Below are 25520 nucleotides of genomic sequence, written 5' to 3' on the forward strand. Positions count from 1 at the left end.
CTACATCAGAAATCTTTAATATTGCTTTAAACTCATTTAATGTATTTTTAATTCTTTATAAAAATCGTCTCATTTTATGACCAGTTCTTTCACTAAAAATTAAAATAGATAAATGGATTATAACTTCCTGTTACCAAATATGTAACAGAAACAATAAATAACATAATCAAGGAAATTGGGTAAAGCATATGAAATATTAAATGGAATTTAGCTTTTTCAACAACATACTTATTTATCTTCTTTGCAATAGGCATACTAAAAACAATTGCACATAAGAAAAAAATAAAATATTCTTTCAGAAACATCCCTGTATAATCACTCCAAAAAACACCACTTCCACCAAACATGGCTTTAAAATAGGAAGATGCCTCTTGAAGATTTGGTGACCTAAAAATCACCCACCCAAAATTAACCACCAATAAAGTATAGATATGTTTTAATATATTATGATTTTTAATTTTTTCAAACATAACAAAACGTTCAATGGTTAAAAAAACAAAGTTTAGCAGTCCCCAAAGAATAAATGTCCACTCCGCACCATGCCAAACCCCTGTAAGCACCCATACAATCAGCATATTTCTAATCATTATGTCTTTGTTTGAAACTCGAGAGCCACCTAGAGGAAAATAAACATATGTTTTAAACCAATTTCCTAATGAAATATGCCACCTTCTCCAAAACTCACTTATAGATTTTGAAATGTATGGATAATTAAAGTTTTCTTCAAATTTAAAACCAAACATTAGACCAAGTCCAATTGCCATATCCGAATAAGCAGAAAAATCAAAGAATATTTGGAATGTATAAGCTATGGAGCCAAGCCAAGCCAAGGATGCTGCAATAGAACCTTGCCCGCTCATAGTATAAATATAATCCGCCACAATTGCCATATTGTTAGAAATCATCACCTTTTTCCCTAATCCTATTATAAATCTACAAGTACCAACAGAAAACTTTCTCCAGGTTTCTTTTCTGTTAAGCATTTGATCTGCTACAGTTTCATACTTAACAATAGGCCCTGCTATAAGTTGTGGGAAAAACACAATATATAATCCTACATAAAATGGATTTTTTTGAACTTCTCCATCTTTACGATAAACATCTATAACATAAGACATAGCTTGAAATGTAAAAAATGAAATTCCTATAGGTAAGACAATATTAGGTATAGAAATTGGCTTACTTAAAAAGGAGTTTAGATTTCTTAATGTAAATGTTAAATATTTAAATACAAATAAAATCCCTATATTACATATACACATAAGTATTAAACAAATTCTTGCTTTGCTTTTTTCTTCTCTGTACCTATCTACAAATAACCCAAATATGTAATTCATTATAATGGAAATTACCATAATAATTATAAATTTAGGTTCTCCCCATGCATAAAAGAACAAACTACTAATTAGTAATATAAAATTTTGAATTTTTCTACTAAACCCAAAAGCATAATATAATATTAGAATAATTGGTAAAAAGTAAAATATAAAAATTATGCTTGAAAATAACAAAATATAGCCTCCTTTCCTAGAAGATTATTTGCCTACTTTCTCCAATATAGATATAAAGCAAAACACCCCAAACAAATTAAAGTAAAAAAAACCTGAACATATGGCACACTATTCTCTATAAAAAGTATCTTTTCCATACTTTGAACTGCTGGCGAAATACTTGGTTCCACTAATCCATAGGGAATACCATTCTCATCCTTTTTATTAACAGTCCAAGATTCCACTAACAACACTGTTTTTTCTAATTTTAGCTGTTCTCCTACATGGATGTATAAATCAATTTCACCTGGCATTGCTTTATCTTTTACTTTTAACACCCCTTGCTCTGATATGCTTACATCCTTATATTTTTCTTTAAGGTAAAATTTAATTTTTAAATCTTCTGATTGACCCTGAAGACTATAGGGAGATATTCCTTCACCTAATACTGGTATTTGTACTTTCTCATCTCCTACAATCCTTATATTTTGTAAGTCTTCAAATGTTTTTGTCTCCTCTTTTGAAAGTAGAGTAACTTCATTTATAATTATACTATTATCCTTCTCATTAGATGGAGTCAGTGTAATTCCCCAACCACTAATATTAGAGAGCATTCTCTCCTCTAGCAACTCTTCTTTATCTTCACCTATGAAATCATCAAACTTAGCATAAATTTTCCCTTTAAATCCTGGAGGAATTTCTATACCACCCTGTAGCTTTTTACTTAATACAAATATTTTTGTATCTATCTTTTCTATAAGTGCAACTGAATCTTCTTTTAATTTGAATTTATGTTGTGGGGTACTTTCTATATGTAAGTCTATTTTTTGATAACTACTACTTTTATTTTCCATTTGTATAGACAACATATAAAAATCTGCCCAATTGTCCTTTTCATTTTGATAAATATATAAATATGCTTCTTCATTAAGTGTTGGATTTTGGGTATTAATCATTACTCCTTCATCTTCTTCTGAGATAGTGACATTTAAGTTTCCTTCTATTATCTTAAAGGATAACTTTAAATCCTTGGCATTTGCTGCTGCACTTATAGGAATGGTAGTAATTAAAAATAGTAGTACTAAAATTAAAGACTTAAAGTAAGTACTCAATGTTTTTTTATTCTTCATTATTGCACCCCTTACACATGCTCCATTTGATCAAACTCATCATTGTCTTTTTTATATTCTTCTTCCCATGATTTTGGCAGTTCCTTTTTTTCTAATAACCAACTATTTATTTTTTCTCTATTACCTACAGTTTTTATAATTTCTTTAATATTATCTACTTTGTACAAAACGCCTCTTTCATTGATATTACCATCACATAAACTACATTCTAAAATAATATCATCAATGATTGGTAATGAGATCCTTTGCACAAAGTTCTTTGTGCTTTCAAACTTTAATAAAACATATTGATAATTGAAATTTATTAACTTTAGTTTTCCTACGTCTTCTATATTTATTTCATAATTCAAACTAACTCTAGGACTTTTTCTTGATAAACTTATTGTTTTTTTCATACGTTTTACTACATTAACTTGCAAGTCATCAAAAAAACCTAATGTTTCTTCTATAGTTTGAGGAAAAGTTGGAATTCTATCATGTACGATGCACATCCACTGATTTTTCTGGTCTTCTTCAATAGATGTAATATATGCTGCATATTTCCACTTAGAGTTTACTTCATTTATAGTTACTATTTTGGCTTTCATCTTGGATATGTATATTTCACTTCCTAATTCTTCTTTAAATTCTACTGTAAATTCTTCTTCTGGTGAAATATATTCAGGCATATCTAATATAAATGCAAAGCCTTCTTCGGAAATATCTGTAGTTTTACAATATATAACATAAGAGTCTTGCTGAATTTTACAGTTAACGCTAGCTATAAATCGTTCTGATTTCCTTAGCTGTTGTCGACCTGCTATGAATATTGTAGCCATAACAAGGTTAAATAAATTTTTAATCAACCAAAATAAAACAACGGAATATGTCATTGAATTCATTTGAAAAATAGATACAATCATTTTATTTACACCAATTAATGACAATGCTATATAAATGCAATAAGGCAAAACTTGTAAGATTTTATATGTTTTATTTTCTTCTGCCTTATCCTTTTTAGTAACTAAAAATTTATTTTTGGATATACCAAATGTTTCTAAAATAACAGCTATCATTAAAGGTTGAAATAGTGCAGTTTCATATATATTAGTCCATCTTGTATTTCTTATATTTTTTGAAAAAGTTTTAAGTGATGCATTGCTTAAAAGATACATTGGCAACCAAAATATTAATACCTCAAGGAGGGTGCACTTAACTACAATTATATTGAAAACAGAAAACAGTATAGGTGCCATTATATATACAAACTGCTTTATGCTTGCATACCAATAAGTAATTGAGGATATATAACTTATTTTTTGCCAAAACCCAAGACCTTTTTTAAATAAAATATTTAGACGTCTACCTGTCTGAATACACCCCCTAGCCCATCTTTCACGCTGTTTTATAAGGCTTTTTAGATCACTTGGAGATAACCCAGATGCATATACTTCTGGAGTAGCATAGCATCTATAGCCTTTACTTTGTATTAAAATCCCTGTTGCAAAGTCTTCAGTAATGGAGTTAGTATAAAATCCACCAACTTCATTTAAGGCTTCCCTAGAAAGTACAGTGTTGCTACCACCATAAATCACCGAATTTGTTTTATTTCTAGCCACTTGAACATCTCTATAAAAGTAATCTTGTTCGTTTGGAATTCTACTTTCAGAGTAAAGATTAAATTGAAATAAATCTGGATTATAAAAACTTTGAGGTGTTTGCACGAATCCAATTTTTTCATATTCCTCTTTTTCACCATTGCTTTTTGCCTGTTCATTTTTTAAAAAATATGGAACAGTTGCCATTAAAAAATCATGCATTGGTATCATATCAGCATCAAATGTTGCTATCAAGGGAGATGTAGTGTTATTTAGTGCATTATTTAAATTCCCTGCTTTAGCACCTGTTCTTTCTACACGAGAAATGTAATTAACTCCCATTTTCTCTGCCATAAGACGCATTTCATCTCGATTACCATCATCGCATACATATATATGTACTTTGTTCTTATTAGGATACTGCATATGAATACATCCATTTATGGTCTTTTGTACAAGTTCCACAGGCTCATTGTAGCTTGATACTAAAACATCAATATCCGGATATAATTCTTCATTTATGATTGGTCTTTCATGATATTCAATGTTTGACATCCCATAGTAATGTACAAACATCTCCATCATTCCTATTATTTCTACTACAAGCAATATGATTGCAGCAATGAGCGAAGTCTTACCATAGCCTTTTGGAATAGTAAAAAAAATCCTCCACAAAATATAAATTATATTCGATATTATAGTCAATATTATTAATGTTTTTTTTGAAATATACTTTCTCATATACTCACCTTTCCTGGATCAAGGATTTTAACATTATTTCATCCCAACTTTCATTCTTAGCATCATATATACCAAATCCAGATGCTAATTCCCAGTAAGCCCAGGCAAAATTACGTTTTTCTGCCTCTTCTCGAACTGCCTTTATCCAAAATTCTCTTGATGATCTTGGAGCCTCTTTTGTTACGCCAAACTCACCCAAGAAAATTGGAACTTGATTTTTATTTGCCCATTTTTCTACCTTATTAAAGCGTTCTTCAAGATATCTTAACTGCTCTTCTGTTCCTTTCCAAGTGATATTATGTAGATTTTCAAATCCTTTATGATAAATATTTCCTTGAAAGCAAAAGTCATTTGGCTCATAATAATGAAAGGACACCATTATATTATTATCTCTTGGAATCTTTAGCTGTTCTAAATAATCAATTTGGTAATAATTACATGGACCAACAATCAGTGTTCTTTTATAATTGGTCTTTCGGATAACTTTTACACACTTTTTAATATATTCATTTAATAATTGTGGGGACAAATTACCCATTGGTTCGTTTAAGAGTTCAAAAACCAGCTCTTTTGGATATTTCCTGTACCTATAAGCTATCTGCTCCCAGATTCTCAAAAACTTTTCTTCCTGCTCTTCAGGTTCCTCCATCATTTGTGTAAAATGGTGGAAATCTAGCACTACAATCAACCCTTTATCTAGAGCATATTGAATATGTCCATCTATCTTTTGGAAAAATTCCTGGTCAATGGTATAATTTTTATCATCTTTAGTATAATCTGAAAACCTAACAGGAATACGGACTGTATCAAATCCCACAGCTTTAATATCATCAAAATACTTATTAATAAGTGTTACATCCCAAGGAAAATCTTTTGGGGCTTCAAGTGCATTTCCTATGTTAATTCCTCTATTCATTTTAACTAACTGTCTCTTTGGTCTTTTTATTTTTATAAATTGCATAGCAACTAACGTGGTAAATATTATAAAAATCGCCAAAAATATCATACGTGGTTTTTTAATCATATTAAAATTCATATCCTTTCATATTGGTTTTTTCAATATATACCAAATAATCAATTTATGAACAAATATATGCTTTATACATTGTATCAAATAAAAAGTATAAAAACAATGCTACTATAATTACCAAAATACACAATTTATGGAATATCTCAATAAAAAAATAGCCTTCCAAAAGCCAATTAAACTTTTAGAAGGCTATTTTATTATATATTAACTTAAGTGCCAATAATCCTTATTTTTATCCATTAAATCATCTAATACCGCCTTTGCCTTTTCTGGATTTACAATGGCTCTATTTAGAGTTAATGCCTGTAATGCTTTAGTATAATTCTTCTCTAAGAATGCTTCAACTGTAAGTAGTTCATAGGCATGTTGTCCTTCCATTAAACCTTTATAAAATGGCTTTATTTCTCCATATTTATAAGGATTAGCTCCATTTTTTCCTACAGTTCCAGAAACTTCAACTATAGCATCTTTACTAAAGTTAGTTATGATATCATTATTTCTACTCATAAGGATAAATTCATTATGAAGATCATATGCTATTGATTCAGCAAGTTCAATCATTAAGTCACCAAATACACTATTTGTTATTATTTCTATATCTTCAACTGAATCAGTATTGGTAGCTTTAGAACATATATCCCAAACTTCCTTTTCTCTTGAATCCTTTGCTTCATCTGCTCTAGTATAGTTCGGATCACTTTCAGCTACTATTTCTTCAGCGAAGAAATAGTATTGAAGATAGGTTGTTGGAATATATTCATCAAAGAAGTTCATATATTTATTTACTCTTAAGTAAGTATCTAGCCAAGATTTAGAACGTTGTTCTGCGTTATATGGCTTAAAGTCATAATCTCTTAAATAAGTTCTTAACTGATCAAAATAATCTTTTCCATCAATGTCTTTAAGCTCTGTAAACCATCCAAAGTGATTTAACCCAAAATAAGTAGCTCTTAAATTCTTTTGCTCAACTCCTAAAATCTTTGCATAAGATCTCATAAGTGAGTATGGTTGATCACATAAATTTAATATTCTCTTATCATCTGGGAATACTTTATCTAAACCTAATGCCACTATTGCAGCTGGATTTGTATAATTTAATATCCAGGTATCTTTTGAATGTTTACGTACTTGATTTACCATTTCAATCATTGCTCCAAGAGATCTCATTCCATAAGCAAATCCTCCTGGTCCACAAGTTTCTTGTCCTACTAACCCGTATTTTAGAGGAATCTTTTCGTCAAGGCTTCTCATTTCATTTTTACCTACACGCATTTGACAAAATACAAAATCAGTTCTTTCATATGCAACATCTGGATCAGTAGTAAAAATAACTTCTGTTTCCTTACAATAAGTTTTTAATACTAATCTAATGTAGTCTTCCATTAATGATGTTCTTTCACTGTCTATATCATAAAATATGATTTTTTTTAGTGGAAATCTATCTTTTAACTTTACCAAACTTCCTACTAACGCTGGAGTTCTAGCGCTTCCTGCTCCAGTTATTGTGATTATATTGCTACTTCTCATTCTCTATCCCTCCGCTGTATTATAAATCTATTTATTGTATAACTTCTAAATTACATATTTTCTAGTTGTTCATCTACTGCATTTCTAACAAATTCAACTAAAGGTCCATAAACTATATGAATATGTTTAGATGCTGGGAAGAATATCCCCGTACAACCTGAAGTCTCTAAAAGTTTACGATCTACTATATTAACTTCACCTAAATCTATTCTTAAACGAGTTATACAGTTATCTACATTTTTAATATTTGATTTTCCACCTAAACCTTCTATAACGATTTTTGCTATTTCATCATATCTCTTTTCTTTTATAAGACTGTTATCTGTAGATGGTGAATCTTCTCTTCCTGGAGTTTTTAAATCAAATTTTAATATTGCCCATTTAAATATAAAATAAGTTACAACTGCCAATATTAAACCAATTATAACAAAACTAACCCAATGGGTATTTTCATAAAGTAATCCAAATATTGCAAAATCGAAAATAGTACCTCTAATGTATCCTATTGCTACATTAGCAAAAGATAATGCTACTGCTCCTATTCCTATAATACATGCATATATTACATATAATAGTGGTGCAATAAATACAAAGGAAAATTCTAAAGGCTCTGTAACATTACCTAAAAGTGCTGTTAATATACAGGTAATCATCAAAGACTTAACTAATTTTTTATTTTCTTTATAAGCCGTTTTATACATTGCTAGTCCTATAGCTGGGAAAGCAAATAATGTACATAACATTTGTTGTTGTGCCATAAATCTTGTTAATGAAGGCATCATACTCCAATAAGCACTGTTAGGTCCTTGCTTGAATAGTACTTCATTTAAAGTTGGAACAATACCAACAAAGGTTTCTCCATTTATAACATATGATCCACCAGCCTCTGTAAATCTAAATAAAGCATTCCATAGGTGGTGTAATCCAAAAGGAATAAATAGTCTTTCTCCTGCTGCTGTAAAGAATGGTCCTACTGGACTTAAGAAAACTACCGATAATTTAGTTAATAAAGCAACTAATACCTCCCATATAAAGGGTATTGTTAAACCAATTGCAACCATTACTCCCATTGTTATTATAGGAACTGATTTTTTACCTGAGAAAAATGCAAATGCGATTGGTAATTCAAGCTTATAGAATTTATCAGTTGCCCATGCTGCAACTAAACCCGTTACAATTCCACCCAAAGCGTTTACATTCATAGTTTGTATTCCTAATACCTTTATTTGTCCAAATTGACTCATTACTTCTGGAGCTGCTAATTTTCCACTTACAGTTAACCATACATTCATAGATATGATTAAGATTATATATCCTATAACTGATGAGAATACCGAAATTCCCTTATCCTTTTTTGACATTCCATAAGCTACACCCATTGCAAACATTAATGGAATGTTATCAAAAACAGCACTAGCTATAGTTCTTATATTAACTAATATAGTATTAAGTACTTGATTTCCTAAAACCGGGAATCTTGCTATCATATAAGATTGAACAAGGGCTCCTGTTATACCGAGAATCATTCCTACTGGAGCCATAACTGCAATTGGTAGTAATAATGTTCTACCAAACTGTTGAATCTTTTGACTAAATTCTTTTGACATTTCGCCTTCCTCCATTTATCAAATTAAATATATTTTATGAATACCTTTACCTATAAGAGCGCTCTTCTTAATTATATTTTACTTTTTGTTAACAAAGGTTGCAATAATTCTGAGTGATACTCTTTTCCTTTATGAAGTCTCAGGTCACAAGAAGTGAATTAGGTCATAAAAAAATAGCTCGTTTTTTTACGAGCTATTTTTTATTAAGTTCTTTAATTGAGTTTACTAACATTTCAATTACTATAAACATTCCTATTCGTGATATACTGTCATTAAATTTAGTTTCTGTATCACTAGATACACAGTGCAAAGTATAATCACTAATTCTTGATAACTCATTATTTCCAAATGAAGTTATGGCAATTGTTCTGCATCCTTTTACCTTAGCGATGTTAGCTGCCTCTAATATTTTTTCTGTATTACCTGATAAAGAAATTAAGATAACTAATTCATCACTATCTAATGTATTTGCTACTAAAGTGAGTAAGTTATAATCTTTAATAAAAATACATTTAATCCCCAAGGTTAGTAATATATGATTTAAATAGTAACCTGCTGCTTTACTTGTACCTCTTGCTAAAACATATACAGTTTTAGCTTCTATAATCTCTCTAGAAATTTTTTTATATAAATCTGCTTCTATAACTACAAAAGTTTTTTCAATATTTTGTTTTAATCCATATTGAAAATCTTCTAAAACCTTTATATCCTCCTCTGGATTATTATTTGATTTTAGAAAATATTTTAAATCTGAGAAACCTTCAAATCCTAATTTTTGTGATAAATTAATAATTACAGTTTTAGAAGTAAATGTCTCCTTAGCTAAATCATTTATTTTCATCTTTATTACCTTTTGTTGATTAGCATAAATATATGTAAATACCTTCTGTTCACTATTAGTTAATTTGCTAAATAATTTAGATAAATTCTCCATAAAAACTCCCTACTTTTTAAAACTACAAATTATGTCACAAACTAAATCTCCAATCTTTTACTAAATATAATAATACATTGTTTTTAATATTTGTTATTTGCATTATTATCTGTGATTATATCATAACTTTTGTTTTAAATGCAATTCTATAGGATCTAGCCACTTTGTTCATTATTATATTAAAGCTTTTTTATTAATTTCTTTTATTGTATTATATAAAAATTTAGATTTTCACACAGATTGTTGGGTACTCCAAAAATAATAAATGTAGATTGTAAATCAATCCACCTTTTTTGTTTAGTTTATTATTTTGATATCACAATGCGAGTATTACTAATCTTTTCATAAAAAAATCTATTTTTCTTAATAACGCAAAGTGTTGCATGAATTAGAATTAATAAGATTACTACAAATTGTATTATATTTATAACAGTAATTGCATAACTAACTGCAGTATCTTGATTTAATGTAGCTGCAGCAAATAGAATTTTGTTAAGTCCAAATATTCCAAAATACAAAACACCATATCTTATAAATACTTCTTTAAATCTTAATTTATTTTCTTGCCCTTTTACTCTTATACTTGTAAGCCATTTACCAATAGTCTTACCATTAGTAAAATAAACAATTAAAATGAAGTATGTAAAAAATACTATTCCTTCTAAAATAATATTTTCGTTTATCTTTGGAATTAAACCAATTAAAAATGTATCTATAAAAAATGCTAAAATTCTTCTAAAATAGCTTACTCTTATTTCTTCAAAGTTTACGTTATTATCAATTTCATTTGTATTGGGAAGAAAAAAAGCAAATATTGGAGTTATCAAATATCCAATATAACCACTAAAAGTATTTAAAAACAAATCATCAATATCAAAAACTCTATAAGGAGCATTGTAAATACCGAATAATGCTGTAATCTGTGTTATTTCAAAAAATAATGAAACTAGAAAAGTAATAGCTAAGGTTTTCTTTAAATCTTTTTTGAAATAATATCTCAAATAAATACCCAGTGGAGTAAGTAAAATCCCATTAAAAGCTGCTTGTATAAAAGCTCTTTCAGTTAACAAATATTTATATGTTGAGGGGTCAGTTAGAACCGATTTCGTTTCTTTAAATATGTCACTAATAAACCTAAAAGGTACTAGACTATAATACTGAGTGCCAGGGGCTTGCAAACTTTTTATATCTCTTGTTCTTGGTAAAGGTAAAATTACTAAATAATAAGCTGTAATTAAATATAATAAAAAAGAATATAAAATAAAAACTCTAAATTTATTTATATATCCGTGCTTTTTATATTGATAAATTGCAAAAGGAAATGTAAAAAATAAAGCTATAAATGGAAATGTGATAAAAGCAATTTTTATAGGAAATAAATATTCTTGCATGAAGATCCTCCTCAATATTTTCAATAATTAAAAAATATAAATAAAATAGTGTTACTCTAAAAATCATAATCCTCTGATAATTTTCAGAGGATAACCCCTTTAAGCATAACTTCCCCTGTAATTATAACAAATAAACATACTATTATAAGTGCATTTTTCCTTTTATTATGGCATCTTTTTTATTATTATTTCATTTTATTATAGGTATTCAACCTTAACTTATGATAACTCCAATATTAAATAATCCTTAATTTATTTACTTACAGAGTTTTACTATATTCTATTTTTCTTTCTACTTATTTAATAAAAGATAGCTTTCCTCCGGTAATTTTTACAAAATACTTCTGAACTAATTGAAGAAAAAACTACCAAGTTATAATCACTTGATAGTTTTTAAATATATTGAATAAATGCTTATCTAATATATAGGATTACTAAAACTTAACAAGTATAATTCCAATACTCATCAAGAGTATAATAGTAATTCTTCTAATAGGTATTTTTCTTTTTAGCGTAATTTACAAACCCTCCCTATTTAATTCTATGTTGATTATAAACTTGTCAGTTTCGTTTTCCGCCCAAATCTTTCCACCATGCAATTCTACTATATTTTTTGCAATAGCTAATCCTAATCCTGATCCTGAAACTTCTGAGTTTCTTGATTCATCTGTCCTATAAAATCTATTAAATACTTTTTCTAGGTCTTTTTCTAAAATTTTATCAACTCTATTTTCAAAGCTTATAATAACATTTTCATCATTTTCATATAAATTTATATTTACATCGCTTCCTTCAACACCGTATTTAATAGCATTTCCTATAATATTTTCAAAGACTCTTGCTATTTTGCTAGGATCCACTAATAACTCCACTTTGCTATTTTCAAAATTTTTCTTAAAGCCTATATATCTTTCTTTTGCTTGAATTGAAAGTTCACCTATGCTTTGCTCTATTATTTCTATTATATTAACTTTCACTTTTTTAAGTTTAATGCCACCACTTTCAAGCTTAGAATACTCAAATAGATCATCTATTAAAACCTTTAGTTTTTTAGAATTTTCTAAAGAAATTTTTGCATATTTATCTTTATCTTCAAAACTCGTGTTATCATCTGCTGCAAGCTGAATGTACCCAATCAATGCTGTAAGAGGCGTTCTTAAATCATGAGATACATTTGTTATAAGCTCACTTTTTAATCTTTCCACAGCTCTTTCTTCTTCTATTTTATTTTTTAGATTAGTAGACATATTATTTATTTCCCCTGCTAAAGTTGCTAATTCATCATAGCCTTCAACTCTTATTTTGTAATCTAAATTCCCCTCAGAAATTTTATTTATACCACTATACATATATTTTATATATTCAGTTCTTGTTCTAATTAATAAATAAATTAATATTAAAACAATTATCATATTTGAAACTGATTTTATAAGAATAATACCTAAAATAACAGTAGCTAATAGTTCTCTTGTTACACTTCCAAATATTATTTTTTTAACTCTGTTTTTCAATTTTAACTCATCATATCCATTTAAATCTATTGTATTTTCTAAACTTCCTTGAGAAATTGTTTTTATATAGTTACTTTTTCTTATATACAATAAGTAAATTAATATTATAATTATATATATTATTATATCTGATATGGGACTTGGTATAAAAGATACAATTAATGCCACAAAAGCAAAACTTAAAATAATAGTTAAGAATAGTTCTCTTGTTACACTTCCAAATATTAATTTCTTAATTCTATTTTTCAATTTTATATCCCACTCCCCATACTACCTTTATGTATTTAGGTTCCTTAGGGTTAATCTCAATCTTCTCTCTTATATTTCTTATGTGTACAGCCACAGTATTATCTGCATTATTAAAAGGTTCATTCCATACATTATCATAAATTTGTTCTGTACTCATAACCCTACCTCTATTAAGTGCTAAAGTTTCTAATATAGAAAATTCTAAGGGAGTAAGCCTAACAAAGACTCCCTCAACAAATACTTCTCTTGATGCTCTATTTATAGTAAGTCCATCAATAATTATCTCATCCTCATCTTCTTTTTTCGCTTCATTAAAATTAAAACATCTTCTAAGTTGAGATTTTACTCTTGCAGTAAGTTCTAATGGATTAAAAGGTTTTGTAACGTAATCATCAGCTCCAACATTTAACCCTAATATTTTATCACTATCTTCATTCTTAGCAGAAAGCATAATAATAGGAAGTTTTCTTTCTTCTCTAATTTTCAGACACGTCCTTATTCCATCCAATTTAGGCATCATAATATCTAAAATTATTAAATCAATATCATTGTTTTTAAGTTTTTCTAAGGCATCAATACCATCACAAGCAGTAATAACCCCTAATCCTTCATTTATTAAATAAATTTCAATTAACTCTCTTATATCTTTTTCATCATCCACTACTAATACTGTATTTTTTTCCACGAATTATAGCCCCTCTCTTATTAACCATAACCATTTAAGTAATTAATTCATAATATTATTAAAATGCCACGAAACAGTAAATCAAAATTACCCAATTGCAAGTTCAAACTCTTTTATGAAAATCCACTTTTGGATTTATAAAAGAGTTTGAATTAAGCTAACTAAGCCTTTAAATTCTGCTTTTTACACCTTTTATCATTAACAGTATGTGCCGCAAATAATATTACCAGTGGCATCACAGGATAGGCATATCTTTCAAATGTAAAATAGGGTAAATATATAATATTAAAATAAACTACTACCATAATCAAAAACTTAAGATTCAAACTTTTATCCTTATGTTTTATCATACCATAAAGAGCCCAAAATAAAATTACAAGATGATAAAGAATTACAGGAACATATGGTATTTTAAATACCTTTGCCCAATAAAAAGGAGCTCTCCAAAAATAATAAGTTTTCCCAAAAGTATACCAAGCTATATATTTAAATGGTTCTTTTTTTCCATAGGTCTTTAATCTGTCAAGTCCTGCTTTTATTTCATTTTGGTTACTTTCTATTGCATCTTTTCCTTCTACAAAAGGCACTCCCAAACCTTTACTTTGATTATAATTAACAAAGGTCCCTTGCAAAAATGGATTTCCACTAGATTTTGTAAACAAAATTACTCTATCAAAAACTTTATAATTTCTTATCCACCAAGGTGTCATAACGGCACAAAATACAGTTGTTACTACAACAGTATACTTAACTATTTCACTAAAACTATACTTGTTTTTTATCCACATAATTAAAACCAAAAGTGGGTAAGCAGCAATGGTCGGTCTATATAAACAGGCTACTGCCCAAACAATTCCACCTAATATATATAATTTTAAACTTTTCTTTTCAATTGCATAAATACTTATGTAAATTAGAAGCAACAGCAAAAATTTAAAAATAACTTCCATTAAAATAAGGTTTGCTGCATAAATTTCAGCTACATATAGTGCATTCATAAGACATGCTATTAAAGCTACTTTACTATTAAATACTTTTTTTCCTATTAAAAATAACAAATGTAAGCTTGCTACTTGCAATATTACTTGAAATATTTTAAATGCTATAACTCCATTTATCTTACCGAAAATAAACATGAAAAATGAGAGTACAATAGTTAATCCTGGCATTATATAAACCGTGGATTCTCCTACATTGTGATAAGACAGTATATTGTTATCTACAAACTCCCATGCGCTCCTAATATATCTTACATCATCATTATTAAATTCTTCCATGCTTCCTAAAAGTAGCGAATCTCCATTGGCAAATACAGAAAAAATAGCTACTGCCATAAAAACTACTTCAATAATTATTAAATAAATCTTTAATCTTTTTTCTTCATTCATATCTCTTAATTTCTTCATACCCCTTACCCCTTATCCTATTATTAAATCATTACTTTTTATGATGCATTAACCACTTTACAAGATATAAATCTCTTCTACCTTATCCTAATTAAAGCACCTTATAAAAAATTATAAAAGTCCAATTATTTTTGATATTATTAACCTTTCATTAAGTATAATAAAATCTATATATAATAATTAAATAAAATATTCATTATACCTTTTAATGATATCTAAAAATCACTTTTACTCCTTCCAATCTTACATAAAATTTGTTCTATAGCAAAATAAATATACTAATATAAATACCTTATTGTTTTATTTTTCTTCAATTCTATCTTTTAATATAGAATTTTCCTGTATAAGTTTCGTTAATTTTTTCTGCATATTAGAAATTACTATCATCAAATAAAAAATCATCACTAAGCTAAATATTATACCCATTAAAAACAAAAACGCTGGCGGGTACATTATCCCTGTAACCTTTGCTAAAGATTCTATAATTGTTGAATTCACTGAAAATATCATTAAAATTAAGCTTACTAAAATCCATAACAAGCCACTCTTAAATTCCAAACTTCTTTTTCGAATAAATATAATACTTATAACTAGGAAAAAAAGTGAGATCATAAAACAAAATAACTTCATTGTAACACCCCTTTTTTACTAGGTTGTATAAGTGAAGCCAAAGTTACTTTTACCATATAATACACAGATTTTATTGGTGTTATAGAGGATTTTCCTCCTTGCCTTTTATTCATATTAACACTGATTTCTTTCACCTTAAGACCATTTTTTACAGCGTATACTATAGTCTCAACTTCTGGATAATCTTGAGGATAATAATTTGCGAAAAGGCTGATTCCTCTTTTGTTAACCATCCTATAACCAGAAGTAGTGTCATAATATGGACTCTTACATAAAAAAGATACAAGTTTTGAAAAGTATTTTATTCCAAGCTTCCTGCATACACTAGGCTTATAATTTGATTTACTAATAAACCTTGAACCAATTACCATGTCAGCATTACTCTCATTAAGTTCTTTAGCTAGCCTTCCTAAATCCTTTGAGCTGTGTTGCCCATCCCCATCAATTTGTACCGCTGCATCATAACCATTATAAAGTGCATATAAATATCCTGTCTGCATAGCACCACCAATACCTAAGTTACTACTTAAATTTAAAACCCTTGCTCCTGCCTTTTTAGCTTCTAATTCTGTATTATCCTTTGAACCATCATTTATAACTATAATGTCAAATTTAATATTACTACTTTTTTCAAAATTACTATCTTTAATTGCCTTTACCACTTTATATATATTTTTTTCTTCATTATAAGCTGGAATTATCACTAAACATTTCATAATTATATCTAACCCTTTCTTTCAAAACTATAAAGGAGAAAATTTAGCTTCTCCTAGGAAATGCAAAAAAGAAAAATTATAATTAATAAAAATTCTTTTGACCTTAATTTAATAACTATTTCCATTTATACTAATTATTATAAAGCATATTATTTAAGAAATACTTAATGAAATTATGAAGATTTAATGAAGATAGCTAGGGACGGTTCATAACTTATCACTTTTAATTGTTTAATAAGTTATGAACCGCCCCTAAATTTTAAAATGCTAAACTAATTCTTTTAATTTAAGTGTCATGACCTTTGAGCAGGTCATTACTGTGACTCCAATCACACTTTCTAAACAAATAGCATATAATAATGTTGTAAGTCTATGAAAGGAATGAACCGTATGTATAATGTTTATCAAACATATCCATGCCCTTATTTCGTGAACAACGCAGACATTATGTATAATGCTTTTAGAGGGTATCCATACCCTTACTATGTTGATACACCAATGTATAATCCTGACTTTTCCAATCAGTTTGCTAACCAGTATGTGCCTTTTACTGATGAACTAGAGTACGATCCAAGATTTAATTTTTGGCAACCTGAAGCTGATTATGGTTTAATTGAATTGAAGGATTATGGCCCAGATCCCTTTGTAGTTAATATCGAGGAAGCTACCAAGCAAAACAATAATTTTCGTACCGCTTTATGGACAGGAGATCATTTGCAACTTACCTTGATGAGCATCGGGGTTGGTGAAGATATAGGTTTAGAAGTTCATCCCCATCTTGATCAATTTATACGTATTGAAGAAGGTGAAGGAGTTGTTATGATGGGTGATCGAAGAGATAACTTGAGTTTTCAAGAAAGAGTATATGATGACTTTGCATTCATTATTCCTGCTGGAAAATGGCATAATCTAATCAATACAGGTGATAAACCAATTAAATTATACTCTATCTATGCTCCACCTCAGCATCCAAAGGGCACAGTTCATGAAACTAAAGCAATTGCTGAAGCTGCTGAAAAACACTAATTTACTAATATAAAAAAGAAAAATTGAAAAATCTGTAAAAACAGCTTTCTATGATTAAATTAATTTATCATAGAAGGCTGTTTTTATGGTAGGAAGAAAGATTTATATTCCAAATTACTCCTTTATACTAAATTTTCATTTAAATAACTTTTACCTAAAAATCCAATAGTTGATAATAACATGATATTAGTATATTCTCAATGACTTTTGAAGGAACATACATACCATAAAGTATTTTGTATCAAAGGGATCAAATAAGTAAATTTTCGTGTCAGCCTCACCTTCTCAAAGTTGGCGTCAATCTACTACGCTTAGTGGATCTATCCCTTGGACATGGCATCCTCAAAAATGTTAGTGGCATCTACCAATACTTCCTTGATTTTTGTTTAACACGCTTTTAAACTGCGCCCTATAAGAGAAAGAACCAGTAAGTTGACAGATAAAATCCCAATTAATATCTTCATATTATTAACCTCACTTTTTGTTTTATTGAAACTATTATAACAAATGTGACTTAAGACCCATGTTAAGAAAAACATCACACTTACAATATTGACCGAGTGGTTTGTTTTTGCTATAATAAAAATAGACCACATGGTCAATATTGTCTTAAAGGAGAAAAATGTAATGAAGCGAGAAGAGAAAAATTTGCAAAGTAGAAAGAAAATCCTTGACAGCGCCTTGCGAGAGTTTGGTGAAAAAAGCTATTCACAAGCGTCTCTAAATATAATTTGCAGTGCCGGAAATATTTCAAAGGGAATTATTTATCATTATTTCAAAGATAAGGATGAGCTGTTTTTATGCTGTGTAAAAGACTGTTTTGATACGCTTGTTAGTTATATTGAAAAGGGGCATTTTGATAGCACTGATTTTCAAAGCTATATGCAATCATACCTCAATTTGCGGTATCAATTTTTTCGTGAAAATCCATATTACAGTAATATCTTTTTTAATGCCGTTTTGCAGCCACCAAAGCATTTGACCCTAAGAATCAAAGAATTACGAAAAGATTTTGATGCGCTGAATCTCAGGTGTTGCAAAAATATATTAAATCAAATCACTTTGAGAGATGGTATCACAGAGAAGGAAGCCATTGAATATTTTTCTGCCCTTGAAGAAATGTTCAATGGTTATTTTCAAAGCAAAGCCTATAAAGGCGCTGACTTTCACGCTCTTGTGGAAGACCATGAACTGAAACTGCCAAAAATACTCAACATTATGCTTTACGGTATCGCAAAGGAGGAATCAAATGAATGATACTTTCAATTTTTAGACTATTTGTGGCAGTTCTTGCTGCTTTTCTTGTAGGTAAGCTTGTATCAAAAATCAAATTACCGGCCATCTTAGGCTGGCTTTTAGCAGGAATGGTGCTGGGACCGCATGCGTTAGGGCTTATGAATGATACAATCTTAAATGCGCAGTGGTACCAAGCGGTGGTTCACATTTTGGAATGTGCTGTAGGACTTCTAATCGGCACAGAACTTGTATGGAAAAAAATCAAAAAGACGGGTAAGCAAATCATCATTACAACTTTAACCCAGTCATTGGGCACATTTTTTATGGTGAGTGCGGTGTTTAGCGTGGTATTTTATTTTTCTGGCATTCCGCTTTATCTTGCAGTGATTTTCGGCGGCATAGCCCTTGCAACAGCCCCAGCTCCGGCGCTTTCCATTGTGAGTGAATTCAATACAGACGGCCCAGTAACCAAAACCTTAATTCCTATGGCTGCTCTTGATGACATCGTAGCTGTGATTGTGTTTTTTTCAACTATATCCATTATATCTGCTAATATTTCAGATCAGAAGCTTCCGATGTACATGATCCCCCTTGTTGTCTTACTGCCAATTGTGATTGGTATTGCAACAGGACTTCTTTCAGGACTTGTACTAAAAAAAGAGCGCTTTTTAAAGGCAACATTACTAATTTTGATTGCCGCAATTTTGGTGACCGCAGGTGTGGGATTTGTATTTAACAACTTAATTATGCCAAAGCCGGTGTTGAACTTTATGCTCATGGGAATGGCCTTTTCTGCCACCTTCTCCAATATGGTTTCCGAAAAAAAGTTGGAACAGATGATGTGTGCCTTCAATCCAATTCTCGGGATTTCTATGATTGTGGTAATATTAAACCTTGGCGCACCTCTTGATTACCATTTGATTTTAGGAGCAGGAATATTTACAGCTATTTATATTTTGGCAAGAGCCTTGGGCAAATATGGCGGAGCGTATTTGGGAGCAAACATCACCCACTCCCCGCAAACCGTAAAGAAATATTTAGGTCTTACCTTGCTGCCACATTCTGGCGTATCCCTTATGTTCACTGGCATTGCTGTTTCAGTTTTGACCCATCCTGCTCCCGAATGTGCAAAAATCATTCAAGGAACAATGGCAGCGGCGGCAGTGATCAACGAAATTATTGCTGTTATCGTTTCTAAAAAAGCCTTTGAATGGGCAGGAGAATTCAATAAAAAAGGGGAATAGATGTCCGATTCTTTCTATGGCATTTTATACTTTGAAAATGAATGCACAGGCAAGTTTTTATAAATGTAGTACCGTAAGGTTACAAAAAACTTCACGAAATCTACCGTCAGCTTCTTAGTGAAAGAAAACAGTAATTTGATAGCATGTTGACTCTTTTTGCAGTCACAGAGGAATGCCGTGAAAAATGACTTGTTACATTAAATGTGTTCCTATATGGATACAGCCTAACATAAAGAAATGACATTGAACCTCTCGCTCAATGTCATTTCTTTTTTATAATACAGTTTGAAATGTGATGCCGCTGCTTTCATTTTCTGAAACTACGATTTATCCGTTACTCCGATGACCTATACTTTACTTTCAGCTACCTCTATCTATTTCTTTTTAAAAATAATCCCACACCACTTAGAATTGTTAATGCTCCAATTATAATTATTACTGTAGAGCCAAATAAATTACCTGTCTTAGGGAGAAGATTAATTATCTTATCTGCAAGCTTTTCAGCTTGGTTCTTAACCGTAAACCTTTGAGTTTCCGGAGAATTAACCTTAACTTCTAGTTCTTCTTTACCTAGGATATATCCCTTAGGAGCCTTGGTTTCTTTAATTGTGTAACTACTATAATCCACATCATTAAAGATTACAACTCCATTGTTATCAGAAACTACTGTAGTTACTTCTTTGCCATCTCTATCATATAAAGTAAACTCTGCTCCTTGAAGTATCTTTCCATTCATGTCAGTCTTAGTAATTACAATTACACCCTTAATTCTGTTGTTTACTACTTCATAAGTGTACAATTCTCTATCTTTATCCACAAAGACCTTTATAGTACCTTCTGAGGCTAAATACCCTTCAGGAACTTTTGTTTCTTTTATAGTATATTCACCATAAACAAGATCTTCAAATAATAGAGTTCCATCTTCTCTTGACACAGAAGTTTTAATTTCTTTGCCTTCTGCATTATATAATGTAAACTCGGCACCCTTAAGAGGTTCCTTATTTTCATCTAACTTTTTCACTTGAACAGAACCTCTAATTTTTCTATTAGAAATACTTTCTGGATTTGATTTTACAGTGATATCGTTTTCAATTATATTAGCAGTTAATACTTCATCTGAAAGAACGTATCCTTCTGGTGCCTTTGTTTCTTTGATAATGTACTTACCATACTCTATATTTTTAAATTCTACTCTTCCACTCTCATCACTTATAGCTGCTGCTATTGGTTTTTCAAAGTTTGTGTCTGTCTCTTTATAAAGCTTAAATTCTGCTCCTTGTAATGGTTCTTTCTCTTCCCCTAGTTTAATAAATTCTATATTTCCTTTAATTCTTATATTAGAAATACTTTCAGGATTTGCCTTTACAGTAATACCACTTTTAGTTATATTCGCAGTTAGTACTTCATATGAAAGAACATATCCTTCTGGTGCCTTTGTTTCTTTAATATTGTACTTGCCATACTCTATATTTTTAAATTCTACTCTTCCACTCTCATCACTTATAGCTATTGCTATTGGGTTTTCAAAGTTTGTGTCTGTCTCTTTATAAAGCTTAAATTCTGCTCCTTGTAATGGTTCTTTATCTTCCCCTAGTTTAGTAAATTCTATATTTCCTTTAATTCTTGTATTAGAAATACTTTCAGGATTTGCTTTTACAGTAATACCATTTTCAATTATATTCGCAGTTAGTACTTCCTTTGAAATAACATATCCTTCTGGCGCCTTTGTTTCTTTAATATTGTACCTGCCATACTCTATATTTTTAAATTCTACTCTTCCACTCTCATCACTGATAGCTGTTGCTATTGGGCTTTCAAAGTTTGTATCTGTCTCTTTATAAAGTTTAAATTCTGCTCCTTGCAATGGTTCTCTCTCTTCCCCTAGTTTAATAAATTCTATATTCCCTATTATTTTATTTTCTCTAATTCTTTTGTTGGAAATACTTTCAGGATTTGCTTTTACAGTAATACCACTTTTAGTTATATTCGCAGTTAGTACTTCCTTTGAAAGAACATATCCTTTTGGTGCTTTTGTTTCTTTAATATTGTACTTGCCATACTCTATATTTTTAAACTCTACATGTCCACTTTTATCGCTTATGGCTGTAGCTACAGGTTTTTTATAGCTTGTATCTGCTTCTTTATAAAGCTTAAATTCTGCTCCTTGTAATGGTTCTCTCTCTTCCCCTAGTTTAATAAATTCTATATTTCCTTTAATTCTTGTATTAGAAATACTGTATGGATTTGCTTTTACCACCTCTCCATCTTCAGTAATAGAAGCCTTTAATATTTCATCTGAAAGATTATATCCTTCTGGGGCTTTTGTTTCCTTTATAGAATACTCTCCATATTCTACATTTTTAAACTGTACTTTTCCATCTTTATCACTTATAGATGTAGCTAATGGATTCTCATAGGCTGTATCTGAAAGCTTATAAATTGCAAATTCTGCTCCCTCAAGGGGGTTATCATTATCTCCATTTTTAAAGAATTCAATTTCACCTGTAATTGATCTATTTTTATAATTATAGACTATATTTTTTTCATCTTGGCTATTTTTAAGTTGGAATTTATATAATTCATTGCTTAGAACATATCCTGTAGGAGCCTCTTTTTCTCTAACATAATAGTCTATATCAAACTTTAATTTGTCAAATACTACCTCTCCATTAACTCCTGTAAGCTCAGAAGTTCTTATAACATTTTGATACTTATCAAGAAGTTCAAATACAGCTCCTTCTAGCTTGATATCTTCATTATTACTGTTAACCTTTACAACCTTAATGCTACCAGTTTCACCAACTCCACCACCGCCAGCACCTTGGAATATAACATCAACTTTACTAGAGCTTGATGATTGTATTAATCCCGTTCCCTTAAAGGATATAGAGTTAGTAAAGGGTGACTTTTTCTTATCTACCACATCAGTTCTAAAGGCTAAAATATAAGCTTCTTCTATTGTAGAAGGCAATGTAAATGTAAACTCTCTTGTTGCAGTATTATATTTTACATTGTCTTGATCTAGAGTAATCTCTTCTCCTTTTAATAGAGTTCCATCTGGATTTAAAGTCTGCTTGTACAATTTTATAGAGGTGGTATCAAGCTCAAGCCCTTCTTGAAGTGTATCTGTTAAAACAGCATCTTTAATTAATATTTCATTAGCATTAATGGTTACATTCCAATCAATATAAGAATTACCTTTAGTATAATCAGCTTTTTTATCTATTAAAGTACTTTTTATCTTCCCTGTACCTTTACTTTCTACACCACCGGGTACTAAATCAGTTATTAACTTTGCAGTATTATTAAATACCTTTTCTCCATTAGTATTAAATATAGAAGTATCGGTAATCTTCGTTTTAAAAGTTATTATTTGTTCATCTTTAATTTCACTTGGAAAGCTATAAGTTAAGATTTTAGTAGTTTCATCATACTTATAATTTGTTGCTTCTGCAGCATTTCCATTAAGCATAACGGAATTTGGAACAAACTCTTGCCCTTCATTTATAGCATCTGTAAAATAAGCATTTGTAAGAAGCATTTTATTTTTATTAACTACAACCTTCCAGGTAATTTCTCTTGTTACATAGTTATAATCTTTGCTAGATTTATCTATAACTTGGCTCTGTACTTTTTGTTCACCCTGCCCCTGAGATTGTACAATATTGTCTCCTGTTAATTTGACAACATTATAATAGTTTTCATTTCTATTTCCTGCAAAAACATTAGGGTCTGTTACTTTTGTTTTGAAGGTTATTACATAAGTTTCACTAATATCACCACTAAAAGTGTAGGTTAATGTTCCAGTTTTCTCTTTATCACTTACCACTTTATCATAGTTAAAACTTCCACCAGGATAGCTTTTATCTATAGTAGCAGAACCCTCAACATATTCTTGTCCTAATCTTATTTCATCGGTAACCACTGCATTTTTTATAGCTATCTTATTATGATTCACCACAACCTGCCAAGTTATCTCTCCTGTGGCTGCATTGTACTCTTTTCCATACTTATAAATAATACTAGTAGGTACTCCTACGCCCTTATTATCTGAAGCATTGCTTGGTACTCCATCACCAATTAAAGTTACTTTATTATTATAGTTTTTTGATGTATTAGAATTAAATGCCCCTTCATCCGTTACATCTGTTGAAAATTCAATTTTATGAGGCTCATTAATAGCCATTGGGAAAGTATAGATGAATTTTTCTCCATTTATAGTGTAGTTATCTTTAGTTGAATTTCCGTCTATCTTAACACTATCAAGTGTAAATGTTAATCCCTCTGGTATGTCGTCTGTAACTACAGCATTAGGTATGCTTTGAGCATTATTGTTTACATAAATAGTCCAGTTAATTCTCTTCGTCTTTTCATCATATTTACCATCTTTTCTAATAAAGTCTGTAATAATTTCAACTGATGCCTCATTAGAATCTACAGTAGTTCCATCATGATTAAAAATTGCCTTATTATACTCGTATACTGTAGCTCCTTCATTTTCAAAAGCTTTTGGATTTACTACCTTAGTTTTAAAGGTAATTATTTGTTGCTTTTCTATTACATCTGAGAAATTATAAGTTAACTTATTGCTAATACCATCATAACTGTAATTTGCTGTATCCGCATTAGCTCCATTTATTTTAACAGAGTCTGGTATAAACTCTTGCCCCAATGAAATATTGTCCACAATTTGGGCATTATTCACCTTAACATTTTCTGGATTTACTATTACCTTCCAAGTAATCTCATTTTTAGAAGCATCATAACTTCCTTCTTTCATAACAGAAGCCTTAGGTATTTCAGGTTGTTTAAAATTTACATTAATTACAATCGGTGAAGAGTTTCCTCCGACTTCAAATTTAATAGGTACTGGATCAGTACCTCCTATTTGATTTGGATCAAATTGAGTATCAATATAAAAGTATCCAGAAACATTGGAATTGCTTTCAGCAAATTCATTAAAAGTAATATTAACCTTTCCATCAGTGCCTATTGTAACCTTTGCAATAGTGTCACCATTATCAAGAGTAATAGGAAAATTTAGTGTATTTATAATTTGTATTTCCTTAGGTATTTGCATAGTATAAGTATCACCATTTTTTACTGTTCCCTGATTTAGTATGCTAAATTTATAGGTCAATTTAACTTCAGCATTCTTACTTATAGGATTTGATGACTCATTTATAGGATTTCCTTTACTATCAGTTAAAGTTACCTCAGTTATAAATGGAAATGTACTTGTAACATCTGCTGATCTAACTTGCACAGCAGGAATAATAGAGAAAATTTGTAAAATTACAGCAATGAATGCCGTAAAAATAGATAATTTCTTCTTTTGTTTAATGTTGTATCTTTTTTTTCTCATAAAAAAACCCCTTTTATAATTGTTT

General features: G+C 29.7%; 17 protein-coding genes. 3 read left to right on the forward strand and 14 right to left on the reverse strand.

Annotated elements, in window-relative coordinates; translation table 11 throughout:
* Positions 1-92: 92 nt before the first annotated feature.
* The 13 genes from KQI89_RS07720 to KQI89_RS07780 form a co-directional block, all read right to left on the reverse strand.
* The gene (locus KQI89_RS07720; RefSeq protein ID WP_216456589.1) at positions 93-1511 is read right to left on the reverse strand and encodes an MBOAT family O-acyltransferase; all 1419 of its coding nucleotides are present in this window, start codon (positions 1509-1511) and stop codon (positions 93-95) included.
* A 32-nt stretch (positions 1512-1543) separates the two neighbouring features.
* A complete protein-coding gene (locus KQI89_RS07725; protein WP_216456590.1) occupies positions 1544-2620 on the reverse strand; it encodes a hypothetical protein in 1077 nt (358 codons plus the stop codon).
* Positions 2621-2631: 11 nt separating this feature from the next.
* Positions 2632-4938 carry a glycosyltransferase gene (locus tag KQI89_RS07730; RefSeq protein WP_216456591.1) on the reverse strand — a complete coding sequence of 769 codons (2307 nt, stop codon included), beginning with the start codon at positions 4936-4938 and terminating at the stop codon, positions 2632-2634.
* 4 nt (positions 4939-4942) lie between these two features.
* Positions 4943-5962, reverse strand: coding sequence for a glycoside hydrolase family 5 protein (locus tag KQI89_RS07735; RefSeq protein WP_216456592.1), 1020 nt, complete (start codon positions 5960-5962; stop codon positions 4943-4945).
* Positions 5963-6172: 210 nt separating this feature from the next.
* Positions 6173-7495, reverse strand: a complete 1323-nt coding sequence (locus KQI89_RS07740) for a family 4 glycosyl hydrolase (protein ID WP_216456593.1) — start codon at positions 7493-7495, stop codon at positions 6173-6175.
* A gap of 50 nt (positions 7496-7545) precedes the next feature.
* Positions 7546-9102: a PTS transporter subunit EIIC gene (locus KQI89_RS07745; protein ID WP_032122469.1), complete on the reverse strand. Its 1557-nt coding sequence runs from the start codon at positions 9100-9102 to the stop codon at positions 7546-7548.
* A 193-nt stretch (positions 9103-9295) separates the two neighbouring features.
* Positions 9296-10036 carry a MurR/RpiR family transcriptional regulator gene (locus KQI89_RS07750; RefSeq protein ID WP_032122470.1) on the reverse strand — a complete coding sequence of 247 codons (741 nt, stop codon included), beginning with the start codon at positions 10034-10036 and terminating at the stop codon, positions 9296-9298.
* Positions 10037-10341: 305 nt separating this feature from the next.
* Complete coding sequence (locus KQI89_RS07755; RefSeq protein ID WP_216456594.1) at positions 10342-11427, reverse strand: VanZ family protein; 1086 nt, start codon at positions 11425-11427, stop codon at positions 10342-10344.
* A 518-nt stretch (positions 11428-11945) separates the two neighbouring features.
* A complete protein-coding gene (locus tag KQI89_RS07760) occupies positions 11946-13187 on the reverse strand; it encodes a sensor histidine kinase (protein ID WP_216456595.1) in 1242 nt (413 codons plus the stop codon).
* Positions 13177-13872 carry a response regulator transcription factor gene (locus KQI89_RS07765; protein WP_216456596.1) on the reverse strand — a complete coding sequence of 232 codons (696 nt, stop codon included), beginning with the start codon at positions 13870-13872 and terminating at the stop codon, positions 13177-13179. Before KQI89_RS07765 ends, KQI89_RS07760 begins: the two co-directional genes overlap by 11 nt.
* A 161-nt stretch (positions 13873-14033) precedes the next feature.
* Positions 14034-15278, reverse strand: a complete 1245-nt coding sequence (locus KQI89_RS07770; protein ID WP_216456597.1) for an ArnT family glycosyltransferase — start codon at positions 15276-15278, stop codon at positions 14034-14036.
* A 300-nt stretch (positions 15279-15578) separates the two neighbouring features.
* Complete coding sequence (locus KQI89_RS07775) at positions 15579-15908, reverse strand: DUF2304 domain-containing protein (protein WP_216456598.1); 330 nt, start codon at positions 15906-15908, stop codon at positions 15579-15581.
* Complete coding sequence (locus tag KQI89_RS07780; RefSeq protein ID WP_216456599.1) at positions 15905-16624, reverse strand: glycosyltransferase family 2 protein; 720 nt, start codon at positions 16622-16624, stop codon at positions 15905-15907. Before KQI89_RS07780 ends, KQI89_RS07775 begins: the two co-directional genes overlap by 4 nt.
* 390 nt (positions 16625-17014) lie before the next feature.
* On the opposite strand from KQI89_RS07780, the gene KQI89_RS07785 reads away from it, so the two are divergent.
* The 3 genes from KQI89_RS07785 to KQI89_RS07795 all read left to right on the forward strand — a co-directional run bounded on the left by KQI89_RS07785 (position 17015) and on the right by KQI89_RS07795 (position 20130).
* Positions 17015-17650 carry a cupin domain-containing protein gene (locus KQI89_RS07785; protein ID WP_216456600.1) on the forward strand — a complete coding sequence of 212 codons (636 nt, stop codon included), beginning with the start codon at positions 17015-17017 and terminating at the stop codon, positions 17648-17650.
* A gap of 627 nt (positions 17651-18277) precedes the next feature.
* Positions 18278-18907, forward strand: a complete 630-nt coding sequence (locus KQI89_RS07790) for a TetR/AcrR family transcriptional regulator (RefSeq protein WP_216456601.1) — start codon at positions 18278-18280, stop codon at positions 18905-18907.
* On the forward strand, positions 18904-20130 hold the full coding sequence (locus KQI89_RS07795) for a cation:proton antiporter (RefSeq protein WP_216456602.1): 1227 nt from the start codon (positions 18904-18906) through the stop codon (positions 20128-20130). Before KQI89_RS07790 ends, KQI89_RS07795 begins: the two co-directional genes overlap by 4 nt.
* A 370-nt stretch (positions 20131-20500) precedes the next feature.
* Here KQI89_RS07795 and KQI89_RS07800 read toward each other — a convergent pair whose 3' ends face one another.
* The gene (locus KQI89_RS07800; RefSeq protein ID WP_216456603.1) at positions 20501-25495 is read right to left on the reverse strand and encodes a SpaA isopeptide-forming pilin-related protein; all 4995 of its coding nucleotides are present in this window, start codon (positions 25493-25495) and stop codon (positions 20501-20503) included.
* Positions 25496-25520 lie beyond the last annotated feature (25 nt).

Origin of the sequence: Clostridium simiarum, from assembly GCF_018919175.1 — a bacterium.
GTDB classification, from domain to species: Bacteria; Bacillota; Clostridia; order Clostridiales; family Clostridiaceae; genus Clostridium_L; species Clostridium_L simiarum.